Source organism: Micromonospora sp. WMMD730 (assembly GCF_049178955.1).
Classification (GTDB): Bacteria; Actinomycetota; Actinomycetes; order Mycobacteriales; family Micromonosporaceae; genus Micromonospora; species Micromonospora wenchangensis.
In genome coordinates this window covers 4,491,788-4,518,013 of sequence record NZ_JBMHML010000002.1, presented here as the reverse complement: position 1 = coordinate 4,518,013, position 26,226 = coordinate 4,491,788, and the positions used below count along the sequence as shown (strand labels likewise).

The window sequence follows — 26,226 nt, the reverse complement described above, 5'->3', positions numbered from 1 at the left end:
GGTCAGATCACCCGCAGCTTCCCGGCCGCCATCTCGGCCACCCGGTCGCAGGCCCGGGTCATCGCCCGGTCGTGGGAGACCACGACCACCGTCACCGGGAGCTTCGCCAACAGGGTGGCGACCTGTTCCTGGCCGTCGAAGTCCAGTGCGGCGGTGGGCTCGTCGGCGAACAACGCCCGCGCCCCGGCGGTCACCGCGCCGAGCGCGCGCGCCAGGAACACCCGCTGCAACTGCCCACCGGAGAGGGTGTGCAGGGGGCGGCGGCCGAGCCCGCCGACGTCGAGCTGCCCGGCTGCCGCACGGGCGGCGTCGCGATGCCCACCGCTGTCGAGCAGTTCGTCGACCAGTAGCGGGAAGCGGCCCGGCGCGAGGCGTTGCGGCACCCAGGCCACGTCCCGACGTCGGCGCGCCCATTCGACGCCGCTGCGGGCCGATTCGCCGCCCACGGTGACCGTGCCGGCAGCGGTGGGGTGCAGGCCGAGCGCGGCCCTCAGCAGGGTCGTCTTGCCGGAACCGTTCGCCCCGGTGAGGGCCACGTGTTCGCCGGCGGCCACGTCGAGGTCGACCGCGTCGACTGCGGTACGCCGTCCGTAGCGGCAGGTGACGGTCGTGAAGGTGACGGCGGCGCTCACTCGTTCTGCCCGGTGAGTCGTTCGCGTAGCCACCGCTTGTCGACCTTGCCGGCGGCCGACAGGGGCAGCGTGTCGAGCACGACGAGCCGTTCGGGAAGCTTGGCGTGCTCCAACCCGTGCACGTCGGTGAGATAGTCGGCCAGTTCGGTGAGTGTCGGCGCAGCGGCCCCCTCGCGGACGGCGACGCAGGCCGCCATCCGTTCGCCCATCAGCCGGTCCGTGACGCCGACGCAGGCAACCTGCCGTACGGCGGGGTGCTGGGCGATGAGCAACTCCACCTCGACGGGGGAGAGGTTCCGCCCGCCCCGGATGATGATCTCGTTGCGTCGGCCGACCACGTGCAGGAAGCCGTCGGCGTCGATGCAGCCGAGGTCGCCGGTGCGGACCCACCCGCCCTCGACCCGGTAACGGTCGTCGAACTCGGGATCGACGTAACAGAGCGGGCTCATCGGCCCGAGGCCCCAGATCTCACCGACCTCGCCGGTCGGCACGTCGGTATCGTCGTCGCCGACGATCCGGACGGCAGCGACCGCCGGGTTGGGTCGGCCGACGGCGTCGTGCACCGCCGTCGGCGGGTCGAGGGGGTCGGTGGTGCAGTTGACCCCGTCGGCGGAGCCGTAGCAGTTGACGAACGCCGTATCAAAGCGGTCCCGGCAGGCCTGCACGGTGGCCGGGTCGACCCGCGACCCGCCGGCCACCACCGCCCGCAGCGACGACGTGTTCGTCGTGGCCAGGCGCGGGTGGTCGAGCATCATCGTGAACATCGTCGGCACCCCGAACACCAGCGACGGTTGGTGCGTGTCGATCAGATCGAGGGCGCGACCGGCGTCGAAGCGGGACTGCACGAGCAGGGTGCCACCGTGGCGGGCGATCGTCACCGCACTACCCGAGGAGCCGAAGGACGAGGCGAGGGGCACCAGGAACAGGTTGCGCATCGGCTCGTCACCGTGGTGCAGGGCGGCGATGAACGCGCCCCGACCACCGGCCAGCGCGTCATGCGAGTAGACGATCATCTTCGGGGCGGCCTCGGACCCGGAGGAAACCAGGATCCGCGCGGGCGCCGACGCTGCCGTGCCGACCGGTGCGGCCAGCGGTGGCCCGTCGGCCAGCCAGCCCTCCAGACTGCCGGGCCCGTCGAGCCCGGCCACCAGCACGGTGCGCAGGTCAGGCAGCTCTGGTCGCAACGTCGCCAGGGCGTCTGCGTAGTGGTGTTCACCGACCTTGTGCGCGACGACAGCGACTGCCGCCCGGGAACGGCGCAACAGGGTGAGGGTGTCGCGCCGACCCCGCCCGACGGGGTAGGGCAGGACGACCGCACCGATCGCGGCGGCGGCCAGATCCACCGCTACCGGCCGCCACCCGTTGGGTAGCTGCACCGCGACGACCTCACCGGGTTCGACCCCGTCGCGTTGCAGCGCGCCGGCCAGCCGCAGCGTCGCTGCCTGAAGCTGCGCGTATGTCGTCTCGCCGTCGTCGTCAACCACCGCGACCCGGTCCGGGTTGGCCGCGGCCTGCTCGGAGAACAGTTCGAACAGGGTGCGACCGGGGTAGTGGCCGGCGCGGGCCCACCAGTCGCGCAGCGCGGCAGGGACCAGGTCACGGACGGGCAGGGCGGTCATGACGTGAACCTCCACGGTGGGCGGACGAAGGCGCAGCCGTCGATGTCGATCAGGTCGCGGGCAACGGGGTCACCGGCCAACTCACCCGGCTCGGGGCACACCCGTACGGCACGCACCCCGACCGCCGCCAGGCGGGACAACGCCTCCCGTACGGTGAGGGTGGCCGCGTCGCCGAGCGTGCTCTGGGCTGCCGCCACATCACTGCCGACGGGGAGCATGATGTGTCCGTCGGCGACGGGCGTCGGGACGTCCCACCGTCCCCACACGGGCCGGGCCGCAGGTAGCGGTCCCTGAAGTACTCCGGCCGCCGATAGCAGCGAGGTGTCGACCCGCTGCCCGCGCCGATCCCGCTGGCGAGCCACCAGGGCCGCCAGGACACCTTCCGCGCAGACCAGGCCACCGAGGACGTCCAGCAGGGTCATCAACGACCCGGCCGGTGGCACCCCCTCAGGCCGTAGCTGTTCGCCGAGTCCCGTGTACGCCTGGGCGACGAAATCGGTGCCCGGCGGGGCGTCCGTCCCGCGCGCTTCACCCCAGCCCGAGGCGTACGCGTACACCAGGGCGGGGTTGCTTGTGGTGAAGTCGGCGGAGTCGAGGCCGAACTCGGCGGCTTTGCCGGGCGCCCAGTTGTGCAGGAACACGTCGGACTCGTCGACCAGGTTCCGTACCGTCGAGCGGCCGTAGGCTGAGCGCAGATCGACCTCGACGATCCGTTTGCCCCGGTTGAGCGCTAGGAATCGCGCCGAGCAGCCACCGACCATGGGCGGCATCCCGCGCAGTGGGTCGCCACCGGCGGGCTCCACCCGGGTCACCTCCGCGCCGAGCAGGCGCAGCACATGTCCCGCGAGTGGCCCCTGGATGCGCCGGCCGGCCTCGATCACCCGCACCCCGTACAGCGGAGGTCGGTCCGCCGGCAGGTCCGACAGTGCGCCTGCGGGGGCACCGGCACTGATCTGCCAGGGTGCGCGAAACCGGCCGTCGGGGCCGGCGTCCGCGCGGCGCGCGCTGAGCCCTCGAACCTCTTGGACGGCCACCCCCGCCGCCTGCGCGCTGGCGCACAACTGCGCGAACGGCCTACGGCGGGTGATCTCGTGCAGTGCGGGGGGAATCGGGGCGGCGGCGGTGGCGTAGCGGAGCACGAAGGCCCGCCAGCCCCGGGCCGTGTCGCCGGGTGCCGCACCGAGCGCGGTCCACCACCGTCGCCAGGGCTCCGGGTCCAGAGTTTCCACCTCGAACACGACCCCGTCGAGGGAGGTGAACGGCGGTGGCATCCCCGGGCCACTCACCTCACCGGTGTCGTCGGTGTCACGGGCGCTCCCGGCAGCAAGGTACTGCGACACCGTCAGCAGCGCCGCACCGGCCACGCTTACCCGCACCGACCCGGGTCGTTGCCCCCGCAGCCCCGCCAGAACGGCAGCCAGTGCACCCTGCGCCGCAACGACACCGGCCACTGTGGACACATAGTTCACGCCGAGGCGGACCGGCCCGCCGGAAGCCCGGCCGTGCGTGGCCATCAACCCCAGGGCGGCCTGGGCCGTCACCTCGTCCAGTAGTCGCCCGGTCGGATCCGTCCAATCGGTGTGGACGTCAACGTCATCCACCCGCAGCGGGCCGCCGGGACGGTGATGCGCGCCGAGTAGGGACAGGTGCTCCACAGCGATCGCATCCGCCGCCGTCGCCGTGTCTCCGCAGACGGTTGTCCCCGCGAGGGGCACCACGTCCAGCCGCCCGTCCACCACCAGATCGCTACACACCGGCACCGCCGGCATGCGCTACGTTGATCACTCGCATACCTCACTAGTCGTGCCACGCACTGAGGTAGTTCCCCGCGATCCTCGGGAGTTCGCCGATGACCGAAACGCTGCCCCGCACCGACCTGGCGGCCCATGTCCACGCCTTCGTCACCGATCGGATCATCCCTGCGGAGACGCTCCTTCTCGCAGGTGGGCAGGCAGGCGCGCAGATCATGCGGACATTGCAGGACGAGGCGCGACAGGGCGGACTCTGGGCGCTGCCGCTGCCGGTCCGCCTCGGTGGACACGGGCTCGACCTGAGGACCTACGCACCGCTGGCCGAAATCGAGGGATGCTCCGACTTCGGGCCGACGGCGCTCGGCTCGGATCTGGTACTCGACGCCCTCATGCTCGACCGGCATGGCACGACCACGGTCCACGACCGCTATCTCGCGCCGATGACCAGAGGCGTCAGTGGGCCGAGCTTCGCCATGACCGAACCCGGCATCGCCGGCTCTGACCCCACCCGGCTGGGTACCACCGCCACCCTCGACGGCGACACCTGGCGGATCACCGGCCGTAAGTGGTTCACCTCCCGTGCTGCCACCGCCGCCTTCACCACCGTCGTATGCCGTACTAACGCAGGGACCGACAACCGGAACGGGTTCTCCCTGCTGGTCGTTCCCACCGACAGTCCCGGCTACCGGGTAGTGCGGGAGTTGCCCGTCCTCGGTGCCGGCGGCCAGTACGAAATCAGCCTCGACGACGTACGCGTCCCCGCCGACCATGTCCTCGGTGAGCCCGGCCAAGGGCTACGCATCATGGGCGAACGACTGGCGCTCGGACGGACCCTGCGCTGCCTGCGCTGGCTCGGTCAGGCCCAACGAGCCTATGACCTCATGCTGGCCCGGCTGACCACTCGCCACGCCCATGGTGGCCCTCTTGCCGAACAGCAGTTCCTGCACGGCCTGGTCTTCGACAGCCACACCGACATCGCCGCAGCCCGCGCGCTCACCCACGCCGCCGTCGACGCCCTCACCAACGGCGGCGACACCCGCATCGTGGTCGGCACCGCGAAGGTGATCACCGCCCGCGCCCTGCACGCGGTCGTCGACCGTGCCATCCAGGTGCACGGCGCCGAGGGGCTCACCGACGACACACCGCTGCCGATGCTGGCACGCACCGCCCGCGCGGCCCGGATCCTCGACGGCCCCGACGAACTGCACATCACCACGGTGGCCCGTCGCCTGCTCAGCTGACCATTACCACGGGTGTTCCCGCACCCGTCCGGTCAGCACGGCAAGGACGGCAGTGAGAAAGAAACTGCCCCACACCAGCTCGTGCCGCGTGCCGACCCCGCCGGCAAGCTCGTAGCAGCCGTCCCGCAGTACTCCGGTGTCGTCGAGATGGTGGCCGATCACGCTGTCGACGATGGCTCGCGCCGCTGCCGCCCAGCCATCATCGGCGGTGACCTCGGACAGGGTGAGAAGACCGGCTGCGGTGATCACCGCCGCGGAGGTGTCCACCGGCGTTGCGGGCCGACCGAGTAACGCGACGGGCACCGTGTGTCCCACCTGTTCCAGCCACCAGCGGGCAGCGCTGCATCCGGCCTCGGTGAAGTCGCCGCCCCACTGCCGGGCGCAGGCGGCCAACCCGAGCACCCCCCACGCCTGCCCGCGTGCCCAGACAGCCGAGGCAGGCGGCTCGTCAACCGGTGTGCCGTCGGGCCGCAGGAGCACCTCCGGCCGGATCCGGCCGTCACCGCCCACCAACAGCTGCACGTGCCGGTCGGCATGGGACCGGGCCAGCCCGGCCAGGTCGAACCGACCGGCGTCGGCGGCCCACCCGAGCAGCGACACGGTTCCCGCCAGGGCATCCACACCCGCCTTCAGTGCCGGCCCGCCACCGAAGGCGGAACCCACCGGGATCAAGCCGAGCCGCCCGTCGAACGCCCCCGCCAGGGCGTCCGCACCATCGAGTGCGACACGGTGGGCCGGAGTGTCCGCACCGATGCGATACCCCTGGACAGCTCCGTACCAGAACGTCATCCCCCTGGTCACCGTGTCGTCCGCAGCGCGAGGAGCCAGTCGATGCGTCCACTCCCGAGCCGTGGCACGGTCGGAGGGCAGCCCAGTCACCGCAGCCCGTAGCCACCACCACCCGGCCCAGAAGCCGCCCGTCCAGGACCCTCGACGCGTCGACATCCATTCACCCGAGACCGGATCCGCGTACAGCGGAAACCGGTCACCCACCTGCCCGGCGACGATCGGGAGCCGCCGCAGCATCGCCTCCAACGCGTTGTCGTAGCCGTGTTCGTTCACGCGGGGACCGTCTGGTGGACGCTGGCCGAGCGAACCCGCATCGCCAGTACCGCCGTGCCGGCGAACAGCGCGCCGACGACAAGCCATGCTGTACCCCACCCGCCGACGTCCGCGCACCAGCCGACCGCCGCTGGGCCGACCACGAAACCGCTGAAGAAGCCCAACGACACCAGCCCCGACGCCTGCCCCAGCGCCTTACCCCGGCGCAGCACCATCAACATCGACACCGCGTTCGCCGCGGTCGCTGATCCACCGGCCACCACCGCACCGGCCCACACCAGGCCCGACCACAGGTGATCGGCGCCGAGCACCAGCACCACCCCCACGATGGCGGCCGTCGCCAGCCACGCCAGCGCCACCGTCACATCCGAAGTACGGTCCGCCCACCGGCCCCACCACACCCGTGCGAGCAGGCCCGTCACCCCGAACGTGGCGAGGAGCAACCCGGCCGTGCCCGTGCCCAGGCCCAGCCGCTGTGTCGCGTACAGGGGGAGGTAGGTGTTCACTGCCGCCAGCCCGGTGCCCAGCAGCAACGAGAACGCCACCAACCAGACCAACCAACCCGACGGCGCTGACAGCCGCCACCACCGCCCAGTGGCCACCTGCCGCCCGAACGCCGGAACCCACCACCACACCGCGACCACCACCGCCAGTGGCAACACCGTCGACACCCGCAGTGCCACCCGCCACCCGGCCAGCGCCGCCACCGTCGGCAGGACGAGACCGCAGGCGAACGCTGCCGCCTGTACACCGGCCTGCTTCACCCCGATCGCCGTACCTCGGCGCTCCGCCGGGACCGCCTGCGCTACTAGCACGTTCGTCGCCGGATTAGCCAGGGCCTGACCCACACCCGCCACCGCCACCGCTACCAGCAGCCATCCATAATGCGATGCCACGGATGCGCCGAGCAGCGCCACCATCACGGCCCCGCACAACACCACCAGCCCTCGGCTGGCGCCCCACAGGTCAATGAGGTGACCCGCCAGGAGCGACACCACCGCCGCCACGGCGAAGGACACCGTCACCAACCCACCGACCGCCGTCCGTGACAGGCCCAGGTCGGCTACCAGGAACGGCGCCAACGCCGACGTGGCGTACAGCACCGTCATCGACGTGGCCATCCCCGCCGTCGCTACGCCAGTCGGGCCCCACCAGCGACCAGCCGTCATAAGTGCACCCCGTTCCGATCACGCCATGACCGTCGAGAGTGAGTCGGCCGACGCCGGGAACCAGTTCCCGGCGTCGGGTCAGATTTGTCACGTCCCGTCAGGTCGGGGTGCCGCGGCTGACGGCCTACTGCGGCAGGTTCGACGCCGGCCAGGGATGGAGCAGCTCGTGAACGACCTCGACGTGGGACACCGGGATGGTACGGATGAGGCTGGCCTGCTGCGCCGTCCGGTGGTCGAACACGAGCTGATCCGCACCGCCGAACTCGCACGCGGCCTCACCCAAGGCATCCCCGGGAGCAGTGCCCAGGCATCCCCGGCCGACGAGCAGGATTCGGTCTGTGGTGGTGGCCGCTACCACGACCGCTCGGCACCACCATCTGCGCGATCGCTAGCCTCCTGCGTGAACACCAACAACCTGAGTGGATGTCGTTCACTGGTCGGCCTGCCGTAGTAGTCGAGGAAGATCTTCAGGCTGGGTTCGCGCCCGGTGAGGGCAGCGGCGAGGGCACGCAGCGCCGCCTGCTTCGACGCCGCCCGTGCCACGGGTCCCACGCTCTGAGCCCGGTGAGCGCACCCATCCCCGCCGCGGCGGGGATGGTCCAACGCGCCGCCGGGGTCATCGCCGCGACCCACCGTGGCGACCACGCTGGTGCCCGAGGAACTCCTCGCCGCGTTCCCCGGTGAGCAGGCCAGAACCCTCGGCTTCTACCTGCTCGCCGACCTTGCGCTCGGATTGGTCCGGGAGGGCAGCGGGCAGTCCATGGATGAACTGGTGCGGGAACTGTCCCTACTCGTCGCGAACACCGCTGGTCAACCACCACCGACTGCGGCCTGACAGCGGGGTCCCCGTGCCGCTCGTCGGGCACGGGGACTCCGCTGTCAGGTGCCGACGACCGGACCACGGCGGGTCGCCGATCCTGGACCAACTGCGAACGATGCTGTCATCCGCTGGTGGCCAGGCGGATGCCGAGGGCGATGAAGGCCACCGCGCAGATCCGGCTGATCCGCCGAGACCAGCGACCATCGGTCACCCGGCCGGCGAACCTGCCGGCCCCGGCACCGAGAGCGACATCGACGGTGAGCTGCACCGCGACGAAGATCACACCGAGGAGCACCAGTTGCGCCGTGACGTCACCGGTCGTCGGGCTGACGAACTGTGGCAGGAACGCCACGCTGAACAGGACCATCTTGGGGTTGAGGAGGTTGGTCACCAACCCCCGGAGGAACGCCCCGCCGCTGCGGCCGTGCTGCTCAACGGTGGTGGAGGCCGTCGCCCTGCCGTCGCGTAGGGCTCGAATCCCGAGGACGATCAGATAGGCCGCCCCGGCCCAGCGAATCGCGGAGAACAACACCGGCGACGCGGTGATCACGGCGGCGAGGCCACAGACCACCGCCGCCACATGTACCGCTTCCCCGGCCGCGACCCCGAGCGCGGCGACCGCGCCGGCCCGGGTGCCGTAGAGGGTCGCGTTGGCCAGGACGAACATCATGTCCGGCCCGGGAGTGATCATGAGGACGGCGATGGCGGCAAGGTAGCCGGCCAGGGTGGCCGCGGACAGTCCGAGCACCACTCAGCCCTCCTCGGCACCGTCGAGCAACGCACGCCGAAGAGCGAGCCGGTGCTCCCGCCGGATCTGCGCCTCCCGGTAACGACGCCGGTCACCATCGGTCTCCGGCAGCAGCGGCGGCACTACGCGCGGCTGACCGTCGTCGTCAACGGCGACCATCACCAGGTGGGCGGTGGCCACGTCCACCGGCGGCACCGCCCGGTCCCAACGGTCGGCGCTGACCTTGACGGCGACCTCCATCGAGCTGCGGCCGGCCCAGGTGATGCGGGCGTCGACGTGGACGACGTCGCCGACGCGTACGGCCCGCAGGAAGGCGGTCTCGTCGATGGCGGCGGTGACCGCCGGACCGTCGGAGTGCCGGGCGGCGACCACTCCGGCGACGGAGTCGATGAGGTTGAGGATCCGGCCGCCGTGGACGGTGCCCATCAGGTTGGTGTGGTGCTGGTCCATGATCTGCGACAGGGTCAGACGCGACGCCGATGGGGGCCGGCCGGTGAGTGTGGCGCTCTCGTGCATGGATTCATCCGTCCTCGGAGGGCACACCGTCAGACCAGCCGGCACGCACGTCGAGGACACGCCGCAGCGCATCACCCGCCCGACCCGCCCGCGAGGTCGACGGCAGCGCACCCACCTCGTGGATGCGCAGCGTGGGCAGGTCTTCGGACTCGCGGGCGCGACCCGGACACGCCGGATCCCCTACTGGCCGTCGCTTCCCAGGCCGTGCGGCCCAGTGCTGATGACGGCGGTCGTTCCCACTCACCGCTGCGGGGCAGTCCCGGATTCCCACCGGGTTCCCTCTTACGACGCCCGAACGTGACCACGTCCGGGCGAACCAACGCCAGGAACAGCCTATCCGCGACAGTCAGTCCACCAACCGCTCCGGGGCCTGATGTGACTCACCTCCCTGACCGCCCTCCTCGGCGGCGGACGGAATCGGGTCCGGTCGCACCGCACCCCGCCCTCGACGGGCAGGTGGGGCCACGCCGACGGCGGGACCCGTCACGTCCTGCGGTGCCACCACCGGCTTCCCGGATCGCGGCGTAACTGCCGGTGCAGATGCCGCAGGTGCGGACGTGGCGGTACCTGTCGCCGGCATGGTTGGCAACGCTGGCTGCGGCGCGTGTGCGGCGAAGGTGACCGGTGCGTCGAACGCGGCCCGCCGGGCGGCGCGGCGCAGGGCGGCGAGCACCGCCGGGCCGGCCAGCACGATCGCCACCGCGGTGGTGATCGCCCGCCCGGTGTCCCAGCCGAACGTCGAGGTGACGGCGGTGAACACGGCGAAGCGGTGCAGGTTGTCCAGCACCGGCGCGCCGGCGACGTAGGAGAGTTGGGTGTCCGCGCCGAGGCTGAACGGCCAGAACCACAGGTTCATCAGCAGGCCGTAGCCGTACGCGGCGAACGCCCCGTAGCCGGCCAGGACAGCCACCTCGACCCGGCCGCGCATCCGCGTAGGGAGCAGACCGGCACCGAGACCTACCCAGGAGGCGCACAACATCTGGAACGGCAACCACGGGCCGACTCCGGCGGTGAGCAGCGCGGAGGCGAACAGCGACGTCGAGCCGAGGAGGAAACCGAAACCCGGCCCGAAGACCCGACCGGCGAGGACGAGTAGGAAGAACACGGTTTCGATGCCTGCGGTGCCGGCGCCCAGTGGACGTAGCGCGGCGTTGACGGCGGCGAGCACACCGAGCATCGCCAGGGCCTTGCTGTCGATGCCGCCGGAGCTGAGTTCGGCCAGGACGAGTGCCACCAGTACCGGCAGCATGACGAGGAAGACCAGCGGGGCCTCACCGGTGCGAGCCGTGCTCTCGGGATGCGCGGGAATGAAGAACGGCCAGGTGAAGGTGGCCAGCGCGGCGGCGGAGGCGAGGGTCAGCACCACGGCGGTGCGCGGTGCGACCCGCAGCACGCTCATGCCGGCTCCCGGGCCGGGCCCAGCGCGGCGGTGACCTGCTCGACCGTCAGCCACGGCGCCGGGGCGAGGACCTTGGCCACCTGCGGGGCGAACGCCGGTGAGGCGAGCATGACCTCGGCGGTGGTGCCGTTGGCCACGATGTCCCCGTCGGCCATCACGACCACCCGGTCGGCGAGGATCGCGACGAGCTCGACGTCATGTGTCGCGACCACCACCGCCCGGCCGGCGGCGGCCAGCCCGCGAACCAGGGCGACGAACTGCCGCTTGGCGAGATAGTCCAGCCCTCGGGTCGGTTCGTCGAGCAGGACCACCGGTGGGGCGGCGGTGAGCTGCACGGCGAGCACGAGCGCCAACCGTTGCCCTTCGGACAGGTCACGGGGGTGCCGGTCGTCGGGCAGATTGGGAGCGAGCCGGTCGAGCAGGCTGCGGCAGGTGCCGGCCGCCGCGCCGGTCTCCCGGTCGGCCTGACGGCACTCCGCGTCCACCGTCTCCAGATAGAGCAGGTCTCCCGGGGTCTGCGGGACGAGTCCGACGTGCCGGCGGGCCTGACCGGCCGGCAGCTGCTTCGGGTCGACGGGGTTCCGCCCACCGCCGGTATCGACGGTGACGGTGCCCCGGTGGCGGGGACCGCTGCCTTGCACCGCCCAGAGCAGGCTCGACTTGCCGGATCCGTTGCGGCCCATCAACGCGACGACCCTGCCCCGATGCAGGTCGAGGTCGACGCCGGCCACGGCTACGGTGCCCGGGTAGCGCACGACGATCTTGCGGGCCGCCAGCACCGGGGCCGCTTCTGGAGCCGGCGGCGGGTCGGGAGGAGTCGTGTCGGCGAGCCGCTGACGCAGGGCACCGGCCTGTCGGCGGGCGTCACGGACCGACAGCGGCAGTGGCGTCCACCCGGCCAGCCGGCCCAGCTCGACCAGCGGCGGCGCGAGGTCGACACCGGTCAGCACCGTCGCCGGTTCCCCGTCGACCACCTGGCCGTCGCCGGGCAGGTAGAGCAGCCGGTCGGCGTACTGCACGACCCGTTCCAGGCGGTGTTCGGCCAGGACCACGGTCACGCCCAGGTCGTGGACCAGCCGGGTGACGGCGGCGAGGACGTCCTCGGCGGCGGTGGGGTCCAGGGCGGAGGTGGGTTCGTCGAGCACCAGCACCCGGGGGTGGGAGGTGAGGACCGCGCCGATCGCGACCCGCTGCTGCTGGCCACCCGACAGCGTCCGCAGCGGTCGGTGCCGCAGTTCGGCGATGCCGAGCAGATCGAGGGTCTCCTCCACCCGCTTACGCATCACCGCCGCCGGTAGGGCCAACTGCTCCATGCCGTACGCCAGCTCTTCTTCGACGGTGTCGGTGACGAAGCCGGACAGTGGGTCCTGACCGACCACGCCGACGACGTCGGCGAGGTCGCGCGGTGGATGGTGACGGGTGTCCCGACCGTCGACGGTGACGCTGCCGTACAGGGTGCCGCCGGTGAAGTGCGGCACCAGGCCGTTGATCGCCCGTAGCAGCGTCGACTTGCCGGCCCCGGTGCGACCGGCGACCAGGCACAGTTCGCCCTCCTCGACCCGCAGGCTCACCTCCCGCAGCGGCGGTGGCCCGTCGTCGCTGTAGCGGACGGTCACCCGGTCGAATGTGATCACGGGTGACCTCCGGGTACGGACGTGGCCGGGTCGCCGGTACGGGTAGGTGCCGCGACAGTGCTGCCCGATGTGTCCACCGTCGGTGGTCGGGTCGACGGTGACCCGGGTGGTGGCGGGGCCAGCCACGCCGGCCCCGCCGCGGCCGTGACGGCGAGCAGCATCAGCGGCGTCACCTCGGGCCAGGTCAGCGGACTGACCGGCGGATAGAGCAACTCCGGGGTGACCGAGCCGGCGAGCATCGTCAACGCGGCGGCGGCGATGCCACATCCGGCCACCAGCAGCTCGGCGGGGTGCCACCGGTCCGGTCGGTAGCGGCTGCGGTGCACCCGGCGGCCGGCCAGCAGCATCCCGGTCACGGCGACGGCCAGGCCGGCGAGGAGCATCGGCAGGCCCAGGTATCCGGATCCGGTGGAGTCGAGCAGCCCGTACGTGCCGGCGCAGACACCGACCAGCCCGCCGAGCACCAGCGCCCCCGTCGCGGCGCGCTGGCCGGCCGGCACCGCCGCGGTGCGGCCGTAGCCGCGCGAGTCCATCGCCGCCGCCAGTGCCAACGACCGGTCCAGGGCATCGGCCAGCACCGGCAGGGCGATGCCCCGCAGCGCACGCATACCCCGGCCGGTCGCGCCGCGCAGCCGACGCGCCCGACGTACCCGCAGCACGCTCTCGACCAGTTGCGGCGCGACCGACAGCGCCACGACCACGGCCGTGCCCACCGCGTACAGCGCCCCGGGCACGGCCTTGAGGAGTCGTTTCGGGTTGGCCAGCGCGTTGGCGGCGCCGAGGCAGACCAGCATCGTGGCCAGCCGCAGCCCGTCATAGAAGCCGCCGAGGACCTGTTCGACGGCGACCGGTCCGAACAGCCGGATGCCCGCCGCCCACTCGGGCAGTGGGATCTCCGGCAGCGACACCAGCAGGTGCTCGCCCTGCCCGCCGCCGAAGACGATCCGGAACACCACCCGCATCGTGATGATCACCGCGCCGAGGACGAGGTACATCCGGAACGCCAGCGCCCACGGAGCATCGGTGCGCCGCCGAAGCACCGCCAGCGCGGCGACGGCGACGAGCAGCGCCAACAGCAACGGATTGGTGGTGTGGCTGGCTGCTGTGGCCAGGCCGAGTGCCCACAACCACCACGCGCCCGGATGCAACCCCCGCGGCAGCCGGGCGGCCGACCAGTGGCGCGGTCCGCGCTCCGGGTCGGCCGCAGCCGCGTCAACCCCGTCCCGACGCTCAGTCATCGGGATCGGCAGCGCGACGTCGCCGGGCGGTGACCACGCCGCCGACGGCGAGCGCGGCCAGCAGCACCGCCCCGGCGATCGTGCCCAGCGGCAGCCCGCCGTCGCCGCTGCCGGAGGCGGCGACCTCGGTCACCGCCGGCTCGCTTGCCGTACCGCCCGACGAGCCGGTGACGCCACCGGGCGTCGTCGTCGGCACCGACATCGGGGATGTCGCCGCCACACTGGCTGACGCCGTGCCTACCGGCGTGGCGCCCGGGGTGCCAGCAGGAGGGGGGATCGTGGTCCGACCGGCCCCGCCGGCCGGTGGCACGACCGGACCGCCACCTGCGGCTGGCGGTGGCGCGGCCGGTACGCCACCGGCCGCCGCCGCCGGCGGTGGAGGAGGTGGAGGTGGAGGAGGTGAAGGAGGTGTGGGAGCCGGCCGTTTCGGCGTGACTCCCGGCCTGGGGGCGTCGCTGGCGTTGCGGTTGAGCGAGAACGACCAGCCCTCGAAGCTGCCGGCCGGCGGCTTGCGGTTGAGGACACCCTTGTCGCTGTACGCCCAACCACCCCCGTTCGCGGCATGCCAGTACGACCAGTAGGCGCTGGCCGGCGGGGTGTCTACGCACTTCTCCGAGGCCGCCGACGGCTTGCCGTCGATCCGGCAGATGAAACCCTCACCCCAGCGCAGCGTGCCGGTGATCTCGAAGCCGGCGTTCTTGAGCGCCGCGAGACCGGTGGCCTGGGTGCCGGAGGCGCAGCGCACCACCGTGCCCCCGCCCAACTCGTTGAAGTCGACCACGACGGTGACCCCGGCGGCATCCGGGCAGTAGCCGGCCGACCCGGCGGCCGCCGCCGGACTACCCGGCCAGGACACGGTGCTCACCGCAGTGAGCACGACGACCGTCGCAGCGTGAGCGGCCCGGCTGCTCATTGCGCCCGCCGTCGACGTCCGAGCACCAGCAGCACCACACCGCCGCCGATCATCAACAGAGCGACCAGCACGTACCCGACGATCGCCGCCCCGGTGGTGGGGAGGCCGGGCAGTGCGGGAGCGGCGGGGGTGGTGCTCGGTGCGGCGGTGCCGGTCGGTGGCACGGTGGGGGAGGGCGTCGCCGGGCTGCCGGTGGCGCTCGGGCTCGGACCGGCCGTGCTGGTCACCGTCGGTGTCGGCGTGACCGTCGGCGTGGGGGACACGGTCGGTGTGGGAGTCGCGGTGCCGGTCGGCGTGGGCGTCGGCGACGTCGGCGGCAGGTCGAGACCGATGCGGCCCAGCGGCACCTGGGCGAGCCCGAGCAGGGCCTGCGCGGTGGCCCTGCGCCACTGGTCCCGGTCGGTGTCCGCGATTCCTGTCGAGACAGCGCCGGTGAACGACTCGGCGTTGTAGGCGATCGCGCCCGCGTCACCGGCGGCAGCACCGCCGTTCGCCGCCGTGAGCTGCAACTGCGTCACAGCGTCTGCGGCCCGCGCGGCCTGACTGTCCCGGCCGGCGGCGGCGAGCGCCTGGCCGGCTAGCCCGGTGCTGTTGGAGTTCGCGCCGGTGGTCGGGCCGGAACCGCCGAACGAACCGTCGGCGTGCTGCTGACCCACCAACCAGTCCGCGCCGCGGCGGGCGGCGTCGGAGGCGCCGGCGGCACCGGAGTCAGCGGCGGCCAGCAACGCCTGCACGGCCATCGCCGTGGAGTCGACGTCGAGGGTCGCGCCCGGCTGCTCGTCGCAGGACGGCGAAGGGCCGTCCGCGGTGTCCGGGTAGAGCCGGAAGCCGCCGGCGGCGCACTGCTGCCGGACGAGGAAGTCGACGGTGTCCTGCGGCAGGTCACCGCTGCGGGCCAGACCCAGCACGGCGAAGGACTGGTCGAAGGTGTTGCTGGCGTCCGGCCCGCTGTCGGCCGTGGTGCGACTGGTGATCCGTCCCCGCTGGTGACCGGCGTCCGCCCCGGCCAGCAGGGACAGCGTCACCGCCCGCAGGTCGTACCCGCCGAAGTCGGTGGGGTCGGCGCCGGCGGCGGACGCGACGTAGAGCAGCTTCGCGGTCGCCCCGCCGTCGGTGAAACCCTCGATGCCCCAGTCGTCGTAGCTGTTGTAGGAGCGGACGTGCGCCGCGACCTGCCCGGTCGCCGCCTGACGCGTCGGTGCCGACCCGCCGGTGGCGGACATCGCGATGATGCCGTCGATGGTCAGGCCCCAGTCTGGACCACCGAACGGCCCGGGAAGCGTGCCGTCGGTGAACTCACCGGCCAACCACGAGGTGGCGTCACGGGCGGCGGCATCAGCCGGGGCGGGCGCGGCCACCCCGGCCAGGGGCACGGCGGCCGTGACGACAGTCGTCGCCAGGATCGCGCCGAGGCCGGTGGCGAGACGCCGGGACAGAAGCATGGGGGTGCCTTTCGCAGAGCGGTCGGTGAGACCTCCGGAACACACCCCCGGGCACGTCACCCCGCTCCCGCATGCTGCGGTGAGCGGGGTGAACGGACCGTCGACGGCAGCCCGGACCTCACCCTGTAGACCTCGACAGTGGAAGCCGCTCGTCCCGGGCGGGGCATTCCGGCTCGCGAGAGGATCCCTCGCTCACGGTTGCGGGTCAGCGCCGGCTTCTACCGGCTTCCCCCCACACGGGACGTATGCAGTTGTGTACCCGGCGCACCGGATGCCGACACGGTACCGCCCTGGCGTCGTGGGACGCCAGGGCGGCGGCCGGCAGCCGACGCGCCGGTCACACCAGGGCAGCGGTCAGGGTCAGGGTGCGGCGATGCTCGGCGCGGCACCGGCCCCGAACGCCCAGCCCTCGACACTGCCCGGAGCCGGGTTGTAGCTGCTCGCGCCCGAAGAACTGTAGGACCACGAACCGCCCGCCGGGGCATGCCAGTACGACCAGTAGGCGGTGGCCGGTGGCGTGTTGACACACGGTTCGGTCGCGGAGGTGGGCTTGCCGTTGATCCGGCAGACGAACGCCAGACCCCAGCGCGAGGTGCCGGTCACCGTGAAACCGGCCCCCTGCAGGGCGGCCACCCCGGTGGCCGGGTCGCCCAGGGCGCACGCGACCTGCACGCCCCCGCCGAGCGCGGCGAAGTCGACCACGACGGTGACCCCTGTGGTGCCGGTGCAGGCGGCGGCGTGTGCGGCCTGCGGCGCGGGCTCCACGGCGGTCAGGGCGACGGCGGCGACGGCGGCGGCCACCAAGCCGGCGAGCCGTACGCGAACGATGGATCGGAGACGGAACACTTGTCCTCCCGGGTTCAGGTCGGCGCGACAGGTCATGGACAGGTGAGGACCGGTGCGCCGGAACCGGCGGCCGCAGCGGAGAGCGTGGCGTAGCCGTCGCCGGTCAGGCCCAGGACGGCCTGGCCGGTGGCGCGGGTGGCGGTGGCCGGATCGAAGGTGCCGCCGTCGAAGTCGACCGCGCCCCGGTCGGCCGGCGCCGCGCTGCAACCCACCTGCAGGCCGACCAGGTACGCCCGTGCCCGTGCCCAGGCCAACGGCCGGTAGCCGGTGCGGAGCGCCTGCGCGGCGAGCCCGGTGCTGTTGGCGTTCGGGACGCCCGACGAGTCGGCAAAGCTGCCGTTGGCGCGCTGCACCGACACCAGCCAGCGCAGCCCGGCGGCAGCCGCGACCGGACGCCCCGCCGCTTGGAGGGCCTGCACCGCCAGTGCGGTGGCGTCCACGTCGGAGGTACACACCGGCTGAGCGGGCAGCAGCGGGTATCCGCCGTCCGGGCAGCGGGTCCCGGCCAGCCAGGTGGCGGCGGTCGCGGGCACACCGTGCGCCGTGCGGTCCAGGGCGAGGATCGCGAAGGACTGGCTGAACGCATTGCTGTAGTTGCCGTACGCGGACCGGTCGGTGAACCGGCCGCTGGGCGATTCCAGGCCCCGCAGCCGGGCGATCAGGTCGACGCCGCCGACGTCGGTGGGGTCGCCCCCGCGTGCCTGCACGGCGAGGGCGAGCTTCGCGGTCGCGCCCACGTACGCCTCGGTGCCGCCGTCACCAACGTAACCGTCGCGGATGTCCGGTCGGGTGACCCAGTCCAGTGCCTGCGCGCCGAAGTCGTCGGCGACACCGGCGGCGGCGAAGGCGAACACCGCGTCGAGGGTCAACCCCTGGTCGGGGTAGGCGACGCCGTCGAAGACCACCTCGAATCGTTCGCCGTCGACGAGTTGGTGCGCGAGCCAGCCGGCGGCGGCCCCGGCCCGGTCGACGCCGGGGTGCGCGGGCGCGGCGGTCGCAGGTGCGGCGAGGGTGAGAGCGGCGAGTACACCGCAGAAAAGGGCGAGCAGGCGGTGCCGGCTCAGGCGGACGACCATCGGAAGCGCCTTTCCGGCCCGGCGGTCGTCAGAACCCGGACGATCGCCACCGGCAGGCAGGATCGACCGGCCTCCGACCCGTGGGCCACGACGGGTGGGGAACGGAAATCACGCGTGCGGCGGGTATTCGGGCTTGCCGTCAGAGTGTCTGCCACCTCGACGACCTACCGTTGCGGGCCAGCGCCGGACTTCGACCGGACTTCCCCCGCGCACACGCGTTGATGGAGTTGTCGCGACAGTCTGATCTCCGCGACAGGGGATGTCAATGCGCCATCGTTCGAACACGGTTGGTGAGAAACGGCATGATCGCCGTCCTCTCCGGACGAAGCCGGCCGTACCCTCGCCACCCGACACGAACGCGATCAGCAACGGCACATCGCCTCACCGTCGCCCCCCCGGTGGGCGAAACTGCGGCAGGAAGCATCGCCGCGTCGGGACCCGACGCGATATCGTGACACCGCAGTCGGTCCGCCACGCACCACGTGGCGGCGCAAGAGGGAACCCGGTGCGAGACCGGGACTGCCCCGCAGCGGTGAGTGGGAACGACCGCCGTCATCAGCACTGGGCCCACAGGGCCTGGGAAGCGACGGCCGGTAGGCCTGAGCACGACGCCCACGAGTCCGAAGACCTGCCCGCTGCCCACGTGCATCCGCACGTGGCGAGCTCGGCGACCTTCGAGGGCGGGTCGACCATCGTCGACAGCACGACATCCGGTGCTGCGTGCGACCGCACCGCTCCCAGCCGAGTTCGACGACTCGGCATGAGGAGACCCTGATGCAAGCGCCACCAGCACAACGACCCCGTCGGTCAACGTACGGTGTCGTGACTACCGGCACCGTCGGCACGCCAGCCGAACGGAACGGCCAGTGAGTAGGCCCGCCGCACCACGTCGCATCAGAGTCGACGACGAAGATGTCGTCGTCCTCTCGGCAGGGGACTACGAACGTCTCGCCTCCGCGCGACGGCAACTCGGCGCACGCGAAGCGCGAAACCGCAGCCTGACCGACCAGGTGAACACCCTGAGCACACTGCTGGCCGACATCCGGCGCATCGTCGACTCGACGCCGGACTGCTGTGCGACCCACCGCGACGCCGACAGCCGGATCCGTGACCTGGCAGATGCCCAGCGGATCCCGCGACCGCCGGGCATGCCCACACCGACGCCATGAACCACCGCGACACCCACCCGGACACCGCGCAGCACGCGACGGCACCATCCTGGGCCGCCCGATCCTGCCGGAGCTGGGGTCGCGCGAACGACTCATCCGCTCCGGGCGGACCCCAGGGGGAGTCCGCCCGGACCGGCCCAGTCAGCTCGCGCGGACCTCGGCGGCAGCCGCGACGAGGTGTCGGAGGGACGCCTCGACCTCGGGATAGGTGCGGGTCTTCAGGCCGCAGTCCGGGTTGACCCACAGTCGTCGGGCGGGCCCGGCTGCGACGGCCCGACGGAGCGCGTCGACCACCTCGTGGTGCGGTGGGACGCGGGGCGAGTGGATGTCCCACACCCCCGGGCCGACGCCCCGGCGGTAGCCGATCGCGGCAAGGTCGTCGAGGATCTCCATCTTCGAACGCGACGCCTCGATGCTGGTGACGTCCGCGTCGAGCGCGTCGATGGCGGTGATCACCTCACCGAACTCGCTGTAGCACAGGTGGGTGTGGATCTGGGTGTCGTCGGCGACGCCGCCGGTGGCCAGCCGGAACGCGCCGACCGCCCAGTCCAGGTACGCCTTCTGGTCGGCCCGACGCAGCGGCAGGGTCTCGCGGAGGGCAGGCTCGTCAACCTGAATGATCCGGATACCGGCGGCCTCCAGGTCGCGGCACTCGTCGCGCAGCGCGAGCGCCACCTGGTCGGCGGTGTCGGCCAACGGCTGGTCGGTCCGGACGAACGACCAGGCCAGGATAGTGACCGGCCCGGTGAGCATGCCCTTGACCGGACGGTCGGTCAGCGACTGGGCATAGGTGGACCACGCGACGGTCATCGGTGCCCGGCGGGCCACGTCACCGTGGATGATCGGCGGTCGGACACAACGGGACCCGTAGGACTGCACCCAGCCGTGGGCGGTGGCGGCGAAACCGTCGAGTTGTTCGCCGAAGTACTGGACCATGTCGTTGCGTTCCGGCTCACCGTGCACCAGCACATCCAGACCCAGCCGCTCCTGCAACCGGATGACCTGCTCCACCTCGGCGCGCATCCGCTGCGTGTAGCCGGCGTCGTCGAGGGTGCCGGCGCGGTGCGCGGCACGGGCCCGGCGCAGCTCGGCGGTCTGCGGGAACGAACCGATCGTGGTGGTCGGCAGGTCCGGCAGCCCCAGCCGTTCCTGCTGGCGGGCGGCCCGCTCGGCGTAGTCGCCACGGTGCCGGTCGGCAGGGCGCAGCGCAGCCAACCGCCCACGCACGTCATCGTGCCGCCACGCCGACGGGACGGGCGGCAGCGGGGCGGGCAGGCTGGTGGTGCCGTCGCGCAGCGCACGCCCGAGCAGGACCACCTCGTCGACCTTCTGCCGGGCGAACGCGAGCCGCGCGGACAACTCCGGGTCGAGGGAGGTCTCGGCCGACAGGTCGACCGGCACGTGCAGCAGCGAACAGGACGTGGACACCGCCACGTGGTCGGCCAGCCCGGCGACCGTGGCACCGGCGGCGACGGCCGCCCGCAGATCCGTGCGCCAGATGTTGCGCCCGTCGACCAGGCCGGCGACGACGGTCTTGCCGCGCAGGGGACCGGCGGCGGCGAGCCGGCGCAGATTGCCCGGGCCGGCGACCAGATCCAGGCCGACCGCCTCGACCGACGTGTCCAGCAGCGCCGGCAGGGCGTCGCCGAGGTCACCGAAGTAGGTCGCGACGAAGATCCGGGGACGACGGGGCAGCGCACCGAGACGTTGGTAGGCGTGCCGCAGGCCGTCGATCTCAGCCGCGGTGCGGTCCGCGACGTAGGCGGGTTCGTCCAGTTGGACCCAGGCCACGCCCGCGTCGGCCAGGGCGGTGAGGATCCGGGCGTACGTGTCGACCAGGTCGTCGAGCCGGGCGAACGGATCGTCACCCTTGGCCAGCAACAGGAAGGTGGCCGGACCCACCAGCACCGGTCGGGTGGCGATGCCCAGGTCACGCGCCTGCGCGTACTCGCTCAGCGCCTTCGCCGGGTCCGCCGCGAACACGGTGTCGGGGTCGATCTCCGGCACCAGGTAGTGGTAGTTGGTGTCGAACCACTTGGTGAGTTCCAGCGCGGGCGCGGCATCGACGCCACGGGCCATGGCGAAGTAGGTGTCGAGTCGACCGAGGCCGAGCCGGGCGAACCGGCGGGGGACCGCCCCCACCGCGACGGCGGTGTCGAGCACGTGGTCGTAGTAGGAGAACGTGTTGGACGGGATCGCATCGAGGCGGGCGTCGCGCAGCGTCCGCCACACCTCGGCACGCAGCCCGACGGCCACGGCTTCCAACTCGGTGGCGTCCAGCGTGCCGGCCCAGTACGCCTCGACGGCCTTCTTCCACTCGCGGTGGGCGCCGATACGGGGATAGCCGAGCACGGTGCTCTGCCCGAATGAGGTGGTCACAGGTGGTCCTTCCCTCGCGGTGTCCGACGACCACCGAGAGGAAGCGCGGATACGCCACGGCGTAACCGGCATTCCGCCCTGGCCCTCCCGAGAGGCCGCCGACGGCGCGCACCGGCGGCACGCGCAGCGCTGGCAGGTCTTCGGACTCGTGGGCGTCGTACTCAGACCTACTGGCCGTCGCTTCCCAGACCCTGCGGTCCAGTGCTTCATTGACGGCGGTCGTTCCCACTCACCGCTGCGGGGCAGTCCCGGTCTCACACCGGGTTCCCTCTTACGACGCCCCACCCGAAAACGGGGGAGGCGAACCAGCACCGCCCGCGATCCTACGCCCCACCGACTCCTGCTGCAGGCGGCGTCCGAGGCGCGGGACAGGATTCGCGGTACTCGGTCATGGGTGGCCAGCCGCCTCAGCCGTCTGTGCGGCCTCAGGATCCTCCGCCTCGCGGACCCGAGGCGGGTCACAGCGCGATGGTCGCCGAGCCGCCAGCGTTTTCACCACCGGTGTGGGCGTCGCACCTTGCATCCGTCTCGCTGCCTTCGCTCGCCCATCATGGCCACCAGGATGCACCCGCTCGGTTGCCCGTGGTGCGGCGCGGTGAGCGAGCCGCTGGGGGTGACAGCGGGCAGGGGGCCGCGCGAGCTCGGGTTCCGGTCGGTGCCGTCGGCACGTCTGGTGGTGCCGACGGCACCGACCGGATGACCACCGCCGTCAGCTGTCGGGCGGGGTGGCGGTGACGGCGACGAGCAGGGACAGTTCCCGCACGAGATCGTCCATGGACTGGCCGCTCTGCGCGCGGAGCAGTCCGAGGCTCAGGTCTGCCAGGAGGTAGAAGCCGAGGCTCTTGGCCTGCTCGGAACCGAACGCGGCGAGTAGCTCCTCGGCGCCGCCGAGGTCACCGCGGTGCTTGGCCGCGATGACCCCGGCGGCGCGTTGGACCAGTTCGGCCGCTGCCGGGGTGGGGCTGGTCACGCCGATCAGATCTTTGGCGTGGTGGCGCGGGCGGCGTCGAAGCGGGCGATCACGTCCGACCAGTTGACCAGGTTCCACAGCCGGTCGACGTAGTCCGGCCGGACGTTTTTGTACTGCAGGTAGTAGGCGTGCTCCCAGGCGTCGAAGACCAGCAGCGGAATGGAGCCCTGGCCGACGTTGCCGTGGTGGTCGTAGACCTGCTCGACGATCAGCCGCTGTCCGAGCGGTTCCCAGGCCAGCACGCCCCATCCGGAGCCCTGCACGCCCTTGGTGGCGGCGGACAGCTGCCCGGCGAACGCGTCGAACGTGCCGAAGTGCTCCTCGATCGCGGCGGCGAGCTCGCCGTCGGGACGGTCACCGCCGTGCGGGGAGAGGTTGCCCCAGAAGATCGTGTGCAGCACGTGCCCGGACAGGTTGAACGCGAACGTCTTCTCCAAACCGACAAGCGTGGAGAAGTCCCCCTTCGCCCGGGCCTCGGCGAGCTGCTCCAGGCCGTCGTTGGCGCCCTTGACGTAGGTGGCGTGGTGCTTGTCGTGATGCAGCTCCAGGATCTGCCCCGACATGGCCGGCTCCAGGGCGCCGTAGTCGTAGGGCAGATCGGGCAGGGTGTAAACCGCCATCAGAACTCCTCGGGGTTGCTGCCAAGTTGATGCTCTTGCCACTATTTTGCAATAGAACCGAGGATCGTGCGGGGAGGAGCGGCGGTTGACCACATCGGAGACCGAGCGGGTGAACGCCGCGGTGCAGCGATTACGCCGAGCTGGCCTGCGTAACACCGCAGCCCGGCGCGGAGTACTCGACCAACTCGCCCATGCCGTAGGCGGCCGCGGGCATCTCACCGTGAACGAGCTGTATCGAGCCCTCCTCGCCCGTGGTGTGGCCGTGGAACTGTCAACGGTGCATCGGGTGCTGCGGCAACTGGTCGAGCTGGGCATCGCCCACACCGTGCCGGTCGGCAGGACGACGACCTTCGGGCTCGCCGACGACGCCCATCACCACGCCGTCTGCGGCACCTGCGGCGACATGCGGCAGTTGCCGGCCGAGGCCGTCGCGGCGAGCGTGGCCGCCGCCCGCGCGGTCGGGATCGACACAGAACTATCCGGCCAGGCCGGCGGTGTCGTGGTCTACGGGCGGTGTGCGCGGTGCCTAACAGCGGCCGGCTGAGGACCGCACCCGCCGGTACGCCCCCCTCCCCGGTGTCGGTCGGACCCGAGCATCCGGCACGCGCTCACCGCACCGGCGTGGGCAACCGCGGCGGCCTGACCGACAGCTACTCGCTGGCCCTCCGCGCAACAGCACTTGCCAACACACAACTCGAAGACCGCACGGACGCACAGGCACTGCTGGCGGGCCAGCCTCTGCTCCGCGACGTCGTCACGGAAGCCGACCTGCACACACTGCGAGTGGCGGGGCACCGACTGCGCGAGGTGTTCCAGACCGTGGCAGCCGGCCATGAGCAGGAGGCGATCGACCGGCTCAACGGCCTGCTGACCCGTCATCGGGTCCGGCTGATGATCTCCGGTACCTGCGCGGTCGACTGGCATATCCATGTCGCCGCGTCCGGCACCCCTGCAGCCGAGTACCTTGCCGCCGCCCTGTGGGGATTCACTGTGTGGCTGTGTGAACGGGGCATCAACCGGCTGGGCGTCTGCGCGGAACCCCGATGCCACAGCGTGTTCCTCGACGACAGCAGCAACCGATGCCGCCGGTTCTGCTCCGAGCGGTGCGCCACCCGCAACCACGTCCGGGCCCACCGCGCCAGACGCCGCGCCACCCACCCTCCGACCGTCGCCCGACCAGACCCCGTGCACAGCCAACAGGATCACCCAGCAGGAGAACCCATACTGCCAAGAGTTGGCAATTGCCTATGATAGGCAACTGTGCAGACCTCGACCGGCACTCCGCGCCCGATCACCCGTTACGGCACCCCTGTGCTGCATCGCCGCTGTGTCGAGGTGACCGACTTCGACGACGCCCTCGCCCAGCTCGTCGCCGACATGTTCGCCAGCATGTACGCCGCCCACGGCGTCGGTCTGGCCGCCAACCAGATCGGTGTGGACGCGCGGATCTTCGTCGTCGACTGCCCCGACGCCACCGGTACCCACACCGTCGCCGCCGTCATCAACCCGGTTCTGCACCTACCGGAGCAACGCGAGTTGGTGACCGACTCCGAGGGCTGCCTTTCCGTGCCCGGCCAACACGCCGACCTGGCCCGCTGCGCCACCGCCACCGTGACCGGCTTCGACGTCCAAGGCCAAAAGATCCGGCTGGACGGCACCGGCACCCTCGCCCGCTGCTTCCAACACGAGGTCGACCACCTCGACGGCCTCGCCTACGTCGACCGGCTTCCCACCAAACTCCGCAAACAGATCCTCGCCGCCAGCGCCGAACACCCCGGCGTCGGCGCCGGCACGGCGCAGGACGCCTGACCGATGCCGGTCGTCCTCGGCATCGAAACCTCCTGCGACGAGACCGGCGTCGGCATCGTCGCCGACGGCGTCCTGCTCGGCGACGCCCTCGCCACCAGCATGGACGAACACGCCCGCTTCGGCGGCGTCGTACCCGAAATTGCCGCCCGTGCCCACCTGCACGCCGTCACCCCCATGGTCCGGCACGCCCTCGACCGCGCCGGGATCAGCTTCGGCGACATCGACGCCGTCGCCGCCACCGCAGGCCCCGGCCTCGCCACCGCCGTGCAGGTAGGCCTCGCTGCAGGCAAGGCATACGCCCTCAGCCTCGGCGTACCCCTCTACGGCGTTCACCACCTCGCCGGCCACGCCGCCGTCGACACCCTCGAACACGGGCCCCTACCCCGCCGCTGCGTCGCACTCATCGTCTCCGGCGGACACACCTCACTCCTCCTACTCGGCGACCTCGCCCGCGACCCCGTCATCCACCTTGGTGACACCGTCGACGACGCCGCCGGCGAAGCCTTCGACAAAGTCGCCCGCCTCCTCGGACTGCCCTACCCCGGCGGACCCGCCATCGACCGCGTCGCCCGCGACGGCAACCCCGACGCCATCACCTTCCCCCGCCCCATGACCAGCCCCCACGACCCGCCCTACCAATTCTCCTTCTCCGGCCTCAAAACCGCCGTCGCCCGCTGGATCGAGAAGCACGCCGACCAGCCCGTACCCGTGGCCGACGTGGCCGCCTCCTTCCAGGAGGCCGCCGCGGACACCCTGTCGAAGCTGCCGACGAGGTGTCGGATGTGTCCTCGGTGAGGCGGCGGGGAGCGGGTGGTTGGGCTGCCGTTGCCGTGGCGCGTTGGGCGAGGGCGGTGGCGCGTCGGGCGTTGACCTCGGCGATCCAGGCGGCGACGGTGGCGGGGTCGCCTCCGGCGTCGGCGATGGCGTGGTGCTGGGCGAGTTTGGCGTCGCAGGCGGCAATGGTCTTGTTCGCGGCAGTGATCTCTGGAGCGACGTTGCTGGTTCCGGTGTGGGGTTGAGCGGCGTGAATTCGGTGGATCGTGTCGGTGAGCCGGTGCGGGGCGACTGCTTTGAGGAGCCAGTTGTCGAGTGCGGGTTCGTTGGGGTAGCGACACCGGTAGTAGGCGCTCTCGTGCGCCTGGTGGCTTTGCATCTTGCGTCCGCACAGCCGCA

Annotated in this window: 24 protein-coding genes, 1 pseudogene and 4 riboswitches; of the genes and pseudogenes, 8 read left to right on the top strand and 17 right to left on the bottom strand. The window is 72.0% G+C overall.

Annotation, left to right across the window (positions count from 1 at the left end; all coding sequences use genetic code 11):
- Positions 1 to 2: 2 nt before the first annotated feature.
- The 3 genes from ACN265_RS19345 to ACN265_RS19335 are packed head-to-tail and all read right to left on the bottom strand — an operon-like array spanning position 3 to position 4,020.
- Positions 3 to 632 (bottom strand): metal ABC transporter ATP-binding protein, encoded by a 630-nt coding sequence (locus tag ACN265_RS19345; RefSeq protein ID WP_421408844.1) that lies wholly within the window; start codon positions 630 to 632, stop codon positions 3 to 5.
- Positions 629 to 2,251, bottom strand: coding sequence for a class I adenylate-forming enzyme family protein (locus tag ACN265_RS19340; protein WP_421408843.1), 1,623 nt, complete (start codon positions 2,249 to 2,251; stop codon positions 629 to 631). Before ACN265_RS19340 ends, ACN265_RS19345 begins: the two co-directional genes overlap by 4 nt.
- Positions 2,248 to 4,020: a CoA transferase gene (locus tag ACN265_RS19335; RefSeq protein WP_421408842.1), complete on the bottom strand. Its 1,773-nt coding sequence runs from the start codon at positions 4,018 to 4,020 to the stop codon at positions 2,248 to 2,250. The genes ACN265_RS19340 and ACN265_RS19335 overlap by 4 nt, the downstream gene beginning before the upstream one ends.
- Positions 4,021 to 4,100: 80 nt before the next feature.
- Here ACN265_RS19335 and ACN265_RS19330 point away from each other — a divergent pair, with 80 nt between their 5' ends.
- Positions 4,101 to 5,243, top strand: coding sequence for an acyl-CoA dehydrogenase family protein (locus ACN265_RS19330; protein ID WP_421408841.1), 1,143 nt, complete (start codon positions 4,101 to 4,103; stop codon positions 5,241 to 5,243).
- A gap of 3 nt (positions 5,244 to 5,246) precedes the next feature.
- Here the strand turns inward: ACN265_RS19330 and ACN265_RS19325 are convergent, their stop codons facing one another.
- Entirely contained in the window at positions 5,247 to 6,404 is a 1,158-nt protein-coding gene (locus ACN265_RS19325; RefSeq protein ID WP_421408840.1) for a hypothetical protein, read from the bottom strand.
- Complete coding sequence (locus ACN265_RS19320) at positions 6,302 to 7,426, bottom strand: MFS transporter (RefSeq protein ID WP_421408839.1); 1,125 nt, start codon at positions 7,424 to 7,426, stop codon at positions 6,302 to 6,304. The genes ACN265_RS19325 and ACN265_RS19320 overlap by 103 nt, the downstream gene beginning before the upstream one ends.
- A gap of 214 nt (positions 7,427 to 7,640) precedes the next feature.
- On the opposite strand from ACN265_RS19320, the gene ACN265_RS19315 reads away from it, so the two are divergent.
- Positions 7,641 to 7,925 (top strand): hypothetical protein, encoded by a 285-nt coding sequence (locus ACN265_RS19315; protein ID WP_421408838.1) that lies wholly within the window; start codon positions 7,641 to 7,643, stop codon positions 7,923 to 7,925.
- A 183-nt stretch (positions 7,926 to 8,108) separates the two neighbouring features.
- Positions 8,109 to 8,309, top strand: coding sequence for a hypothetical protein (locus ACN265_RS19310; RefSeq protein ID WP_421408837.1), 201 nt, complete (start codon positions 8,109 to 8,111; stop codon positions 8,307 to 8,309).
- A gap of 106 nt (positions 8,310 to 8,415) precedes the next feature.
- Here ACN265_RS19310 and ACN265_RS19305 read toward each other — a convergent pair whose 3' ends face one another.
- From ACN265_RS19305 to ACN265_RS19265, 9 genes are all read right to left on the bottom strand, one after another.
- Positions 8,416 to 9,045, bottom strand: coding sequence for a LysE family translocator (locus ACN265_RS19305; RefSeq protein ID WP_421408836.1), 630 nt, complete (start codon positions 9,043 to 9,045; stop codon positions 8,416 to 8,418).
- Positions 9,046 to 9,558 carry an acyl-CoA thioesterase gene (locus ACN265_RS19300; protein WP_421408835.1) on the bottom strand — a complete coding sequence of 171 codons (513 nt, stop codon included), beginning with the start codon at positions 9,556 to 9,558 and terminating at the stop codon, positions 9,046 to 9,048. It lies immediately after the preceding gene.
- A 117-nt stretch (positions 9,559 to 9,675) separates the two neighbouring features.
- A riboswitch (cobalamin riboswitch) is annotated at positions 9,676 to 9,894 on the bottom strand.
- Positions 9,895 to 9,904: 10 nt separating this feature from the next.
- A complete protein-coding gene (locus ACN265_RS19295; RefSeq protein ID WP_421408834.1) occupies positions 9,905 to 10,957 on the bottom strand; it encodes an ECF transporter S component in 1,053 nt (350 codons plus the stop codon).
- The gene (locus ACN265_RS19290; RefSeq protein WP_421408833.1) at positions 10,954 to 12,591 is read right to left on the bottom strand and encodes an ABC transporter ATP-binding protein; all 1,638 of its coding nucleotides are present in this window, start codon (positions 12,589 to 12,591) and stop codon (positions 10,954 to 10,956) included. Before ACN265_RS19290 ends, ACN265_RS19295 begins: the two co-directional genes overlap by 4 nt.
- Positions 12,588 to 13,829 (bottom strand): CbiQ family ECF transporter T component, encoded by a 1,242-nt coding sequence (locus ACN265_RS19285; RefSeq protein ID WP_421408832.1) that lies wholly within the window; start codon positions 13,827 to 13,829, stop codon positions 12,588 to 12,590. Before ACN265_RS19285 ends, ACN265_RS19290 begins: the two co-directional genes overlap by 4 nt.
- Positions 13,822 to 14,742 carry a hypothetical protein gene (locus ACN265_RS19280; protein ID WP_421408831.1) on the bottom strand — a complete coding sequence of 307 codons (921 nt, stop codon included), beginning with the start codon at positions 14,740 to 14,742 and terminating at the stop codon, positions 13,822 to 13,824. The genes ACN265_RS19285 and ACN265_RS19280 overlap by 8 nt, the downstream gene beginning before the upstream one ends.
- The gene (locus ACN265_RS19275; protein WP_421408830.1) at positions 14,739 to 16,184 is read right to left on the bottom strand and encodes a cell wall anchor protein; all 1,446 of its coding nucleotides are present in this window, start codon (positions 16,182 to 16,184) and stop codon (positions 14,739 to 14,741) included. Before ACN265_RS19275 ends, ACN265_RS19280 begins: the two co-directional genes overlap by 4 nt.
- A gap of 360 nt (positions 16,185 to 16,544) precedes the next feature.
- Positions 16,545 to 17,066 (bottom strand): hypothetical protein, encoded by a 522-nt coding sequence (locus ACN265_RS19270; RefSeq protein ID WP_421408829.1) that lies wholly within the window; start codon positions 17,064 to 17,066, stop codon positions 16,545 to 16,547.
- On the bottom strand, positions 17,063 to 18,106 hold the full coding sequence (locus ACN265_RS19265; RefSeq protein ID WP_421408828.1) for a peptidase: 1,044 nt from the start codon (positions 18,104 to 18,106) through the stop codon (positions 17,063 to 17,065). Before ACN265_RS19265 ends, ACN265_RS19270 begins: the two co-directional genes overlap by 4 nt.
- A 101-nt stretch (positions 18,107 to 18,207) precedes the next feature.
- Positions 18,208 to 18,335, bottom strand: a riboswitch (cobalamin riboswitch).
- Between the two features lie 218 nt (positions 18,336 to 18,553).
- Positions 18,554 to 18,756, top strand: a riboswitch (cobalamin riboswitch).
- Positions 18,757 to 18,972: 216 nt separating this feature from the next.
- Here ACN265_RS19265 and ACN265_RS19260 point away from each other — a divergent pair.
- The gene (locus ACN265_RS19260) at positions 18,973 to 19,275 is read left to right on the top strand and encodes a hypothetical protein (RefSeq protein WP_421408827.1); all 303 of its coding nucleotides are present in this window, start codon (positions 18,973 to 18,975) and stop codon (positions 19,273 to 19,275) included.
- 141 nt (positions 19,276 to 19,416) lie between these two features.
- Here ACN265_RS19260 and metE read toward each other — a convergent pair whose 3' ends face one another.
- The 3 genes from metE to ACN265_RS19245 all read right to left on the bottom strand — a co-directional run bounded on the left by metE (position 19,417) and on the right by ACN265_RS19245 (position 23,244).
- A complete protein-coding gene (metE, locus tag ACN265_RS19255; protein ID WP_421408826.1) occupies positions 19,417 to 21,654 on the bottom strand; it encodes a 5-methyltetrahydropteroyltriglutamate--homocysteine S-methyltransferase in 2,238 nt (745 codons plus the stop codon).
- 114 nt (positions 21,655 to 21,768) lie between these two features.
- Positions 21,769 to 21,979, bottom strand: a riboswitch (cobalamin riboswitch).
- A gap of 384 nt (positions 21,980 to 22,363) precedes the next feature.
- On the bottom strand, positions 22,364 to 22,624 hold the full coding sequence (locus ACN265_RS19250) for a hypothetical protein (protein WP_091285980.1): 261 nt from the start codon (positions 22,622 to 22,624) through the stop codon (positions 22,364 to 22,366).
- A 5-nt stretch (positions 22,625 to 22,629) separates the two neighbouring features.
- A complete protein-coding gene (locus ACN265_RS19245; protein WP_421408825.1) occupies positions 22,630 to 23,244 on the bottom strand; it encodes a superoxide dismutase in 615 nt (204 codons plus the stop codon).
- 85 nt (positions 23,245 to 23,329) lie between these two features.
- On the opposite strand from ACN265_RS19245, the gene ACN265_RS19240 reads away from it, so the two are divergent.
- From ACN265_RS19240 to tsaD, 4 genes and pseudogenes are all read left to right on the top strand, one after another.
- Positions 23,330 to 23,788, top strand: a complete 459-nt coding sequence (locus tag ACN265_RS19240) for a Fur family transcriptional regulator (protein ID WP_421408824.1) — start codon at positions 23,330 to 23,332, stop codon at positions 23,786 to 23,788.
- 77 nt (positions 23,789 to 23,865) lie between these two features.
- Positions 23,866 to 24,495, top strand: a complete 630-nt coding sequence (locus ACN265_RS19235) for a CGNR zinc finger domain-containing protein (protein WP_421408823.1) — start codon at positions 23,866 to 23,868, stop codon at positions 24,493 to 24,495.
- A 9-nt stretch (positions 24,496 to 24,504) separates the two neighbouring features.
- Complete coding sequence (def, locus tag ACN265_RS19230) at positions 24,505 to 25,053, top strand: peptide deformylase (protein WP_421408822.1); 549 nt, start codon at positions 24,505 to 24,507, stop codon at positions 25,051 to 25,053.
- A 3-nt stretch (positions 25,054 to 25,056) separates the two neighbouring features.
- Positions 25,057 to 25,833, top strand: a pseudogene (tsaD, locus tag ACN265_RS19225) (tRNA (adenosine(37)-N6)-threonylcarbamoyltransferase complex transferase subunit TsaD); the annotation flags it as partial.
- Between the last annotated feature and the right edge of the window lie 393 nt (positions 25,834 to 26,226).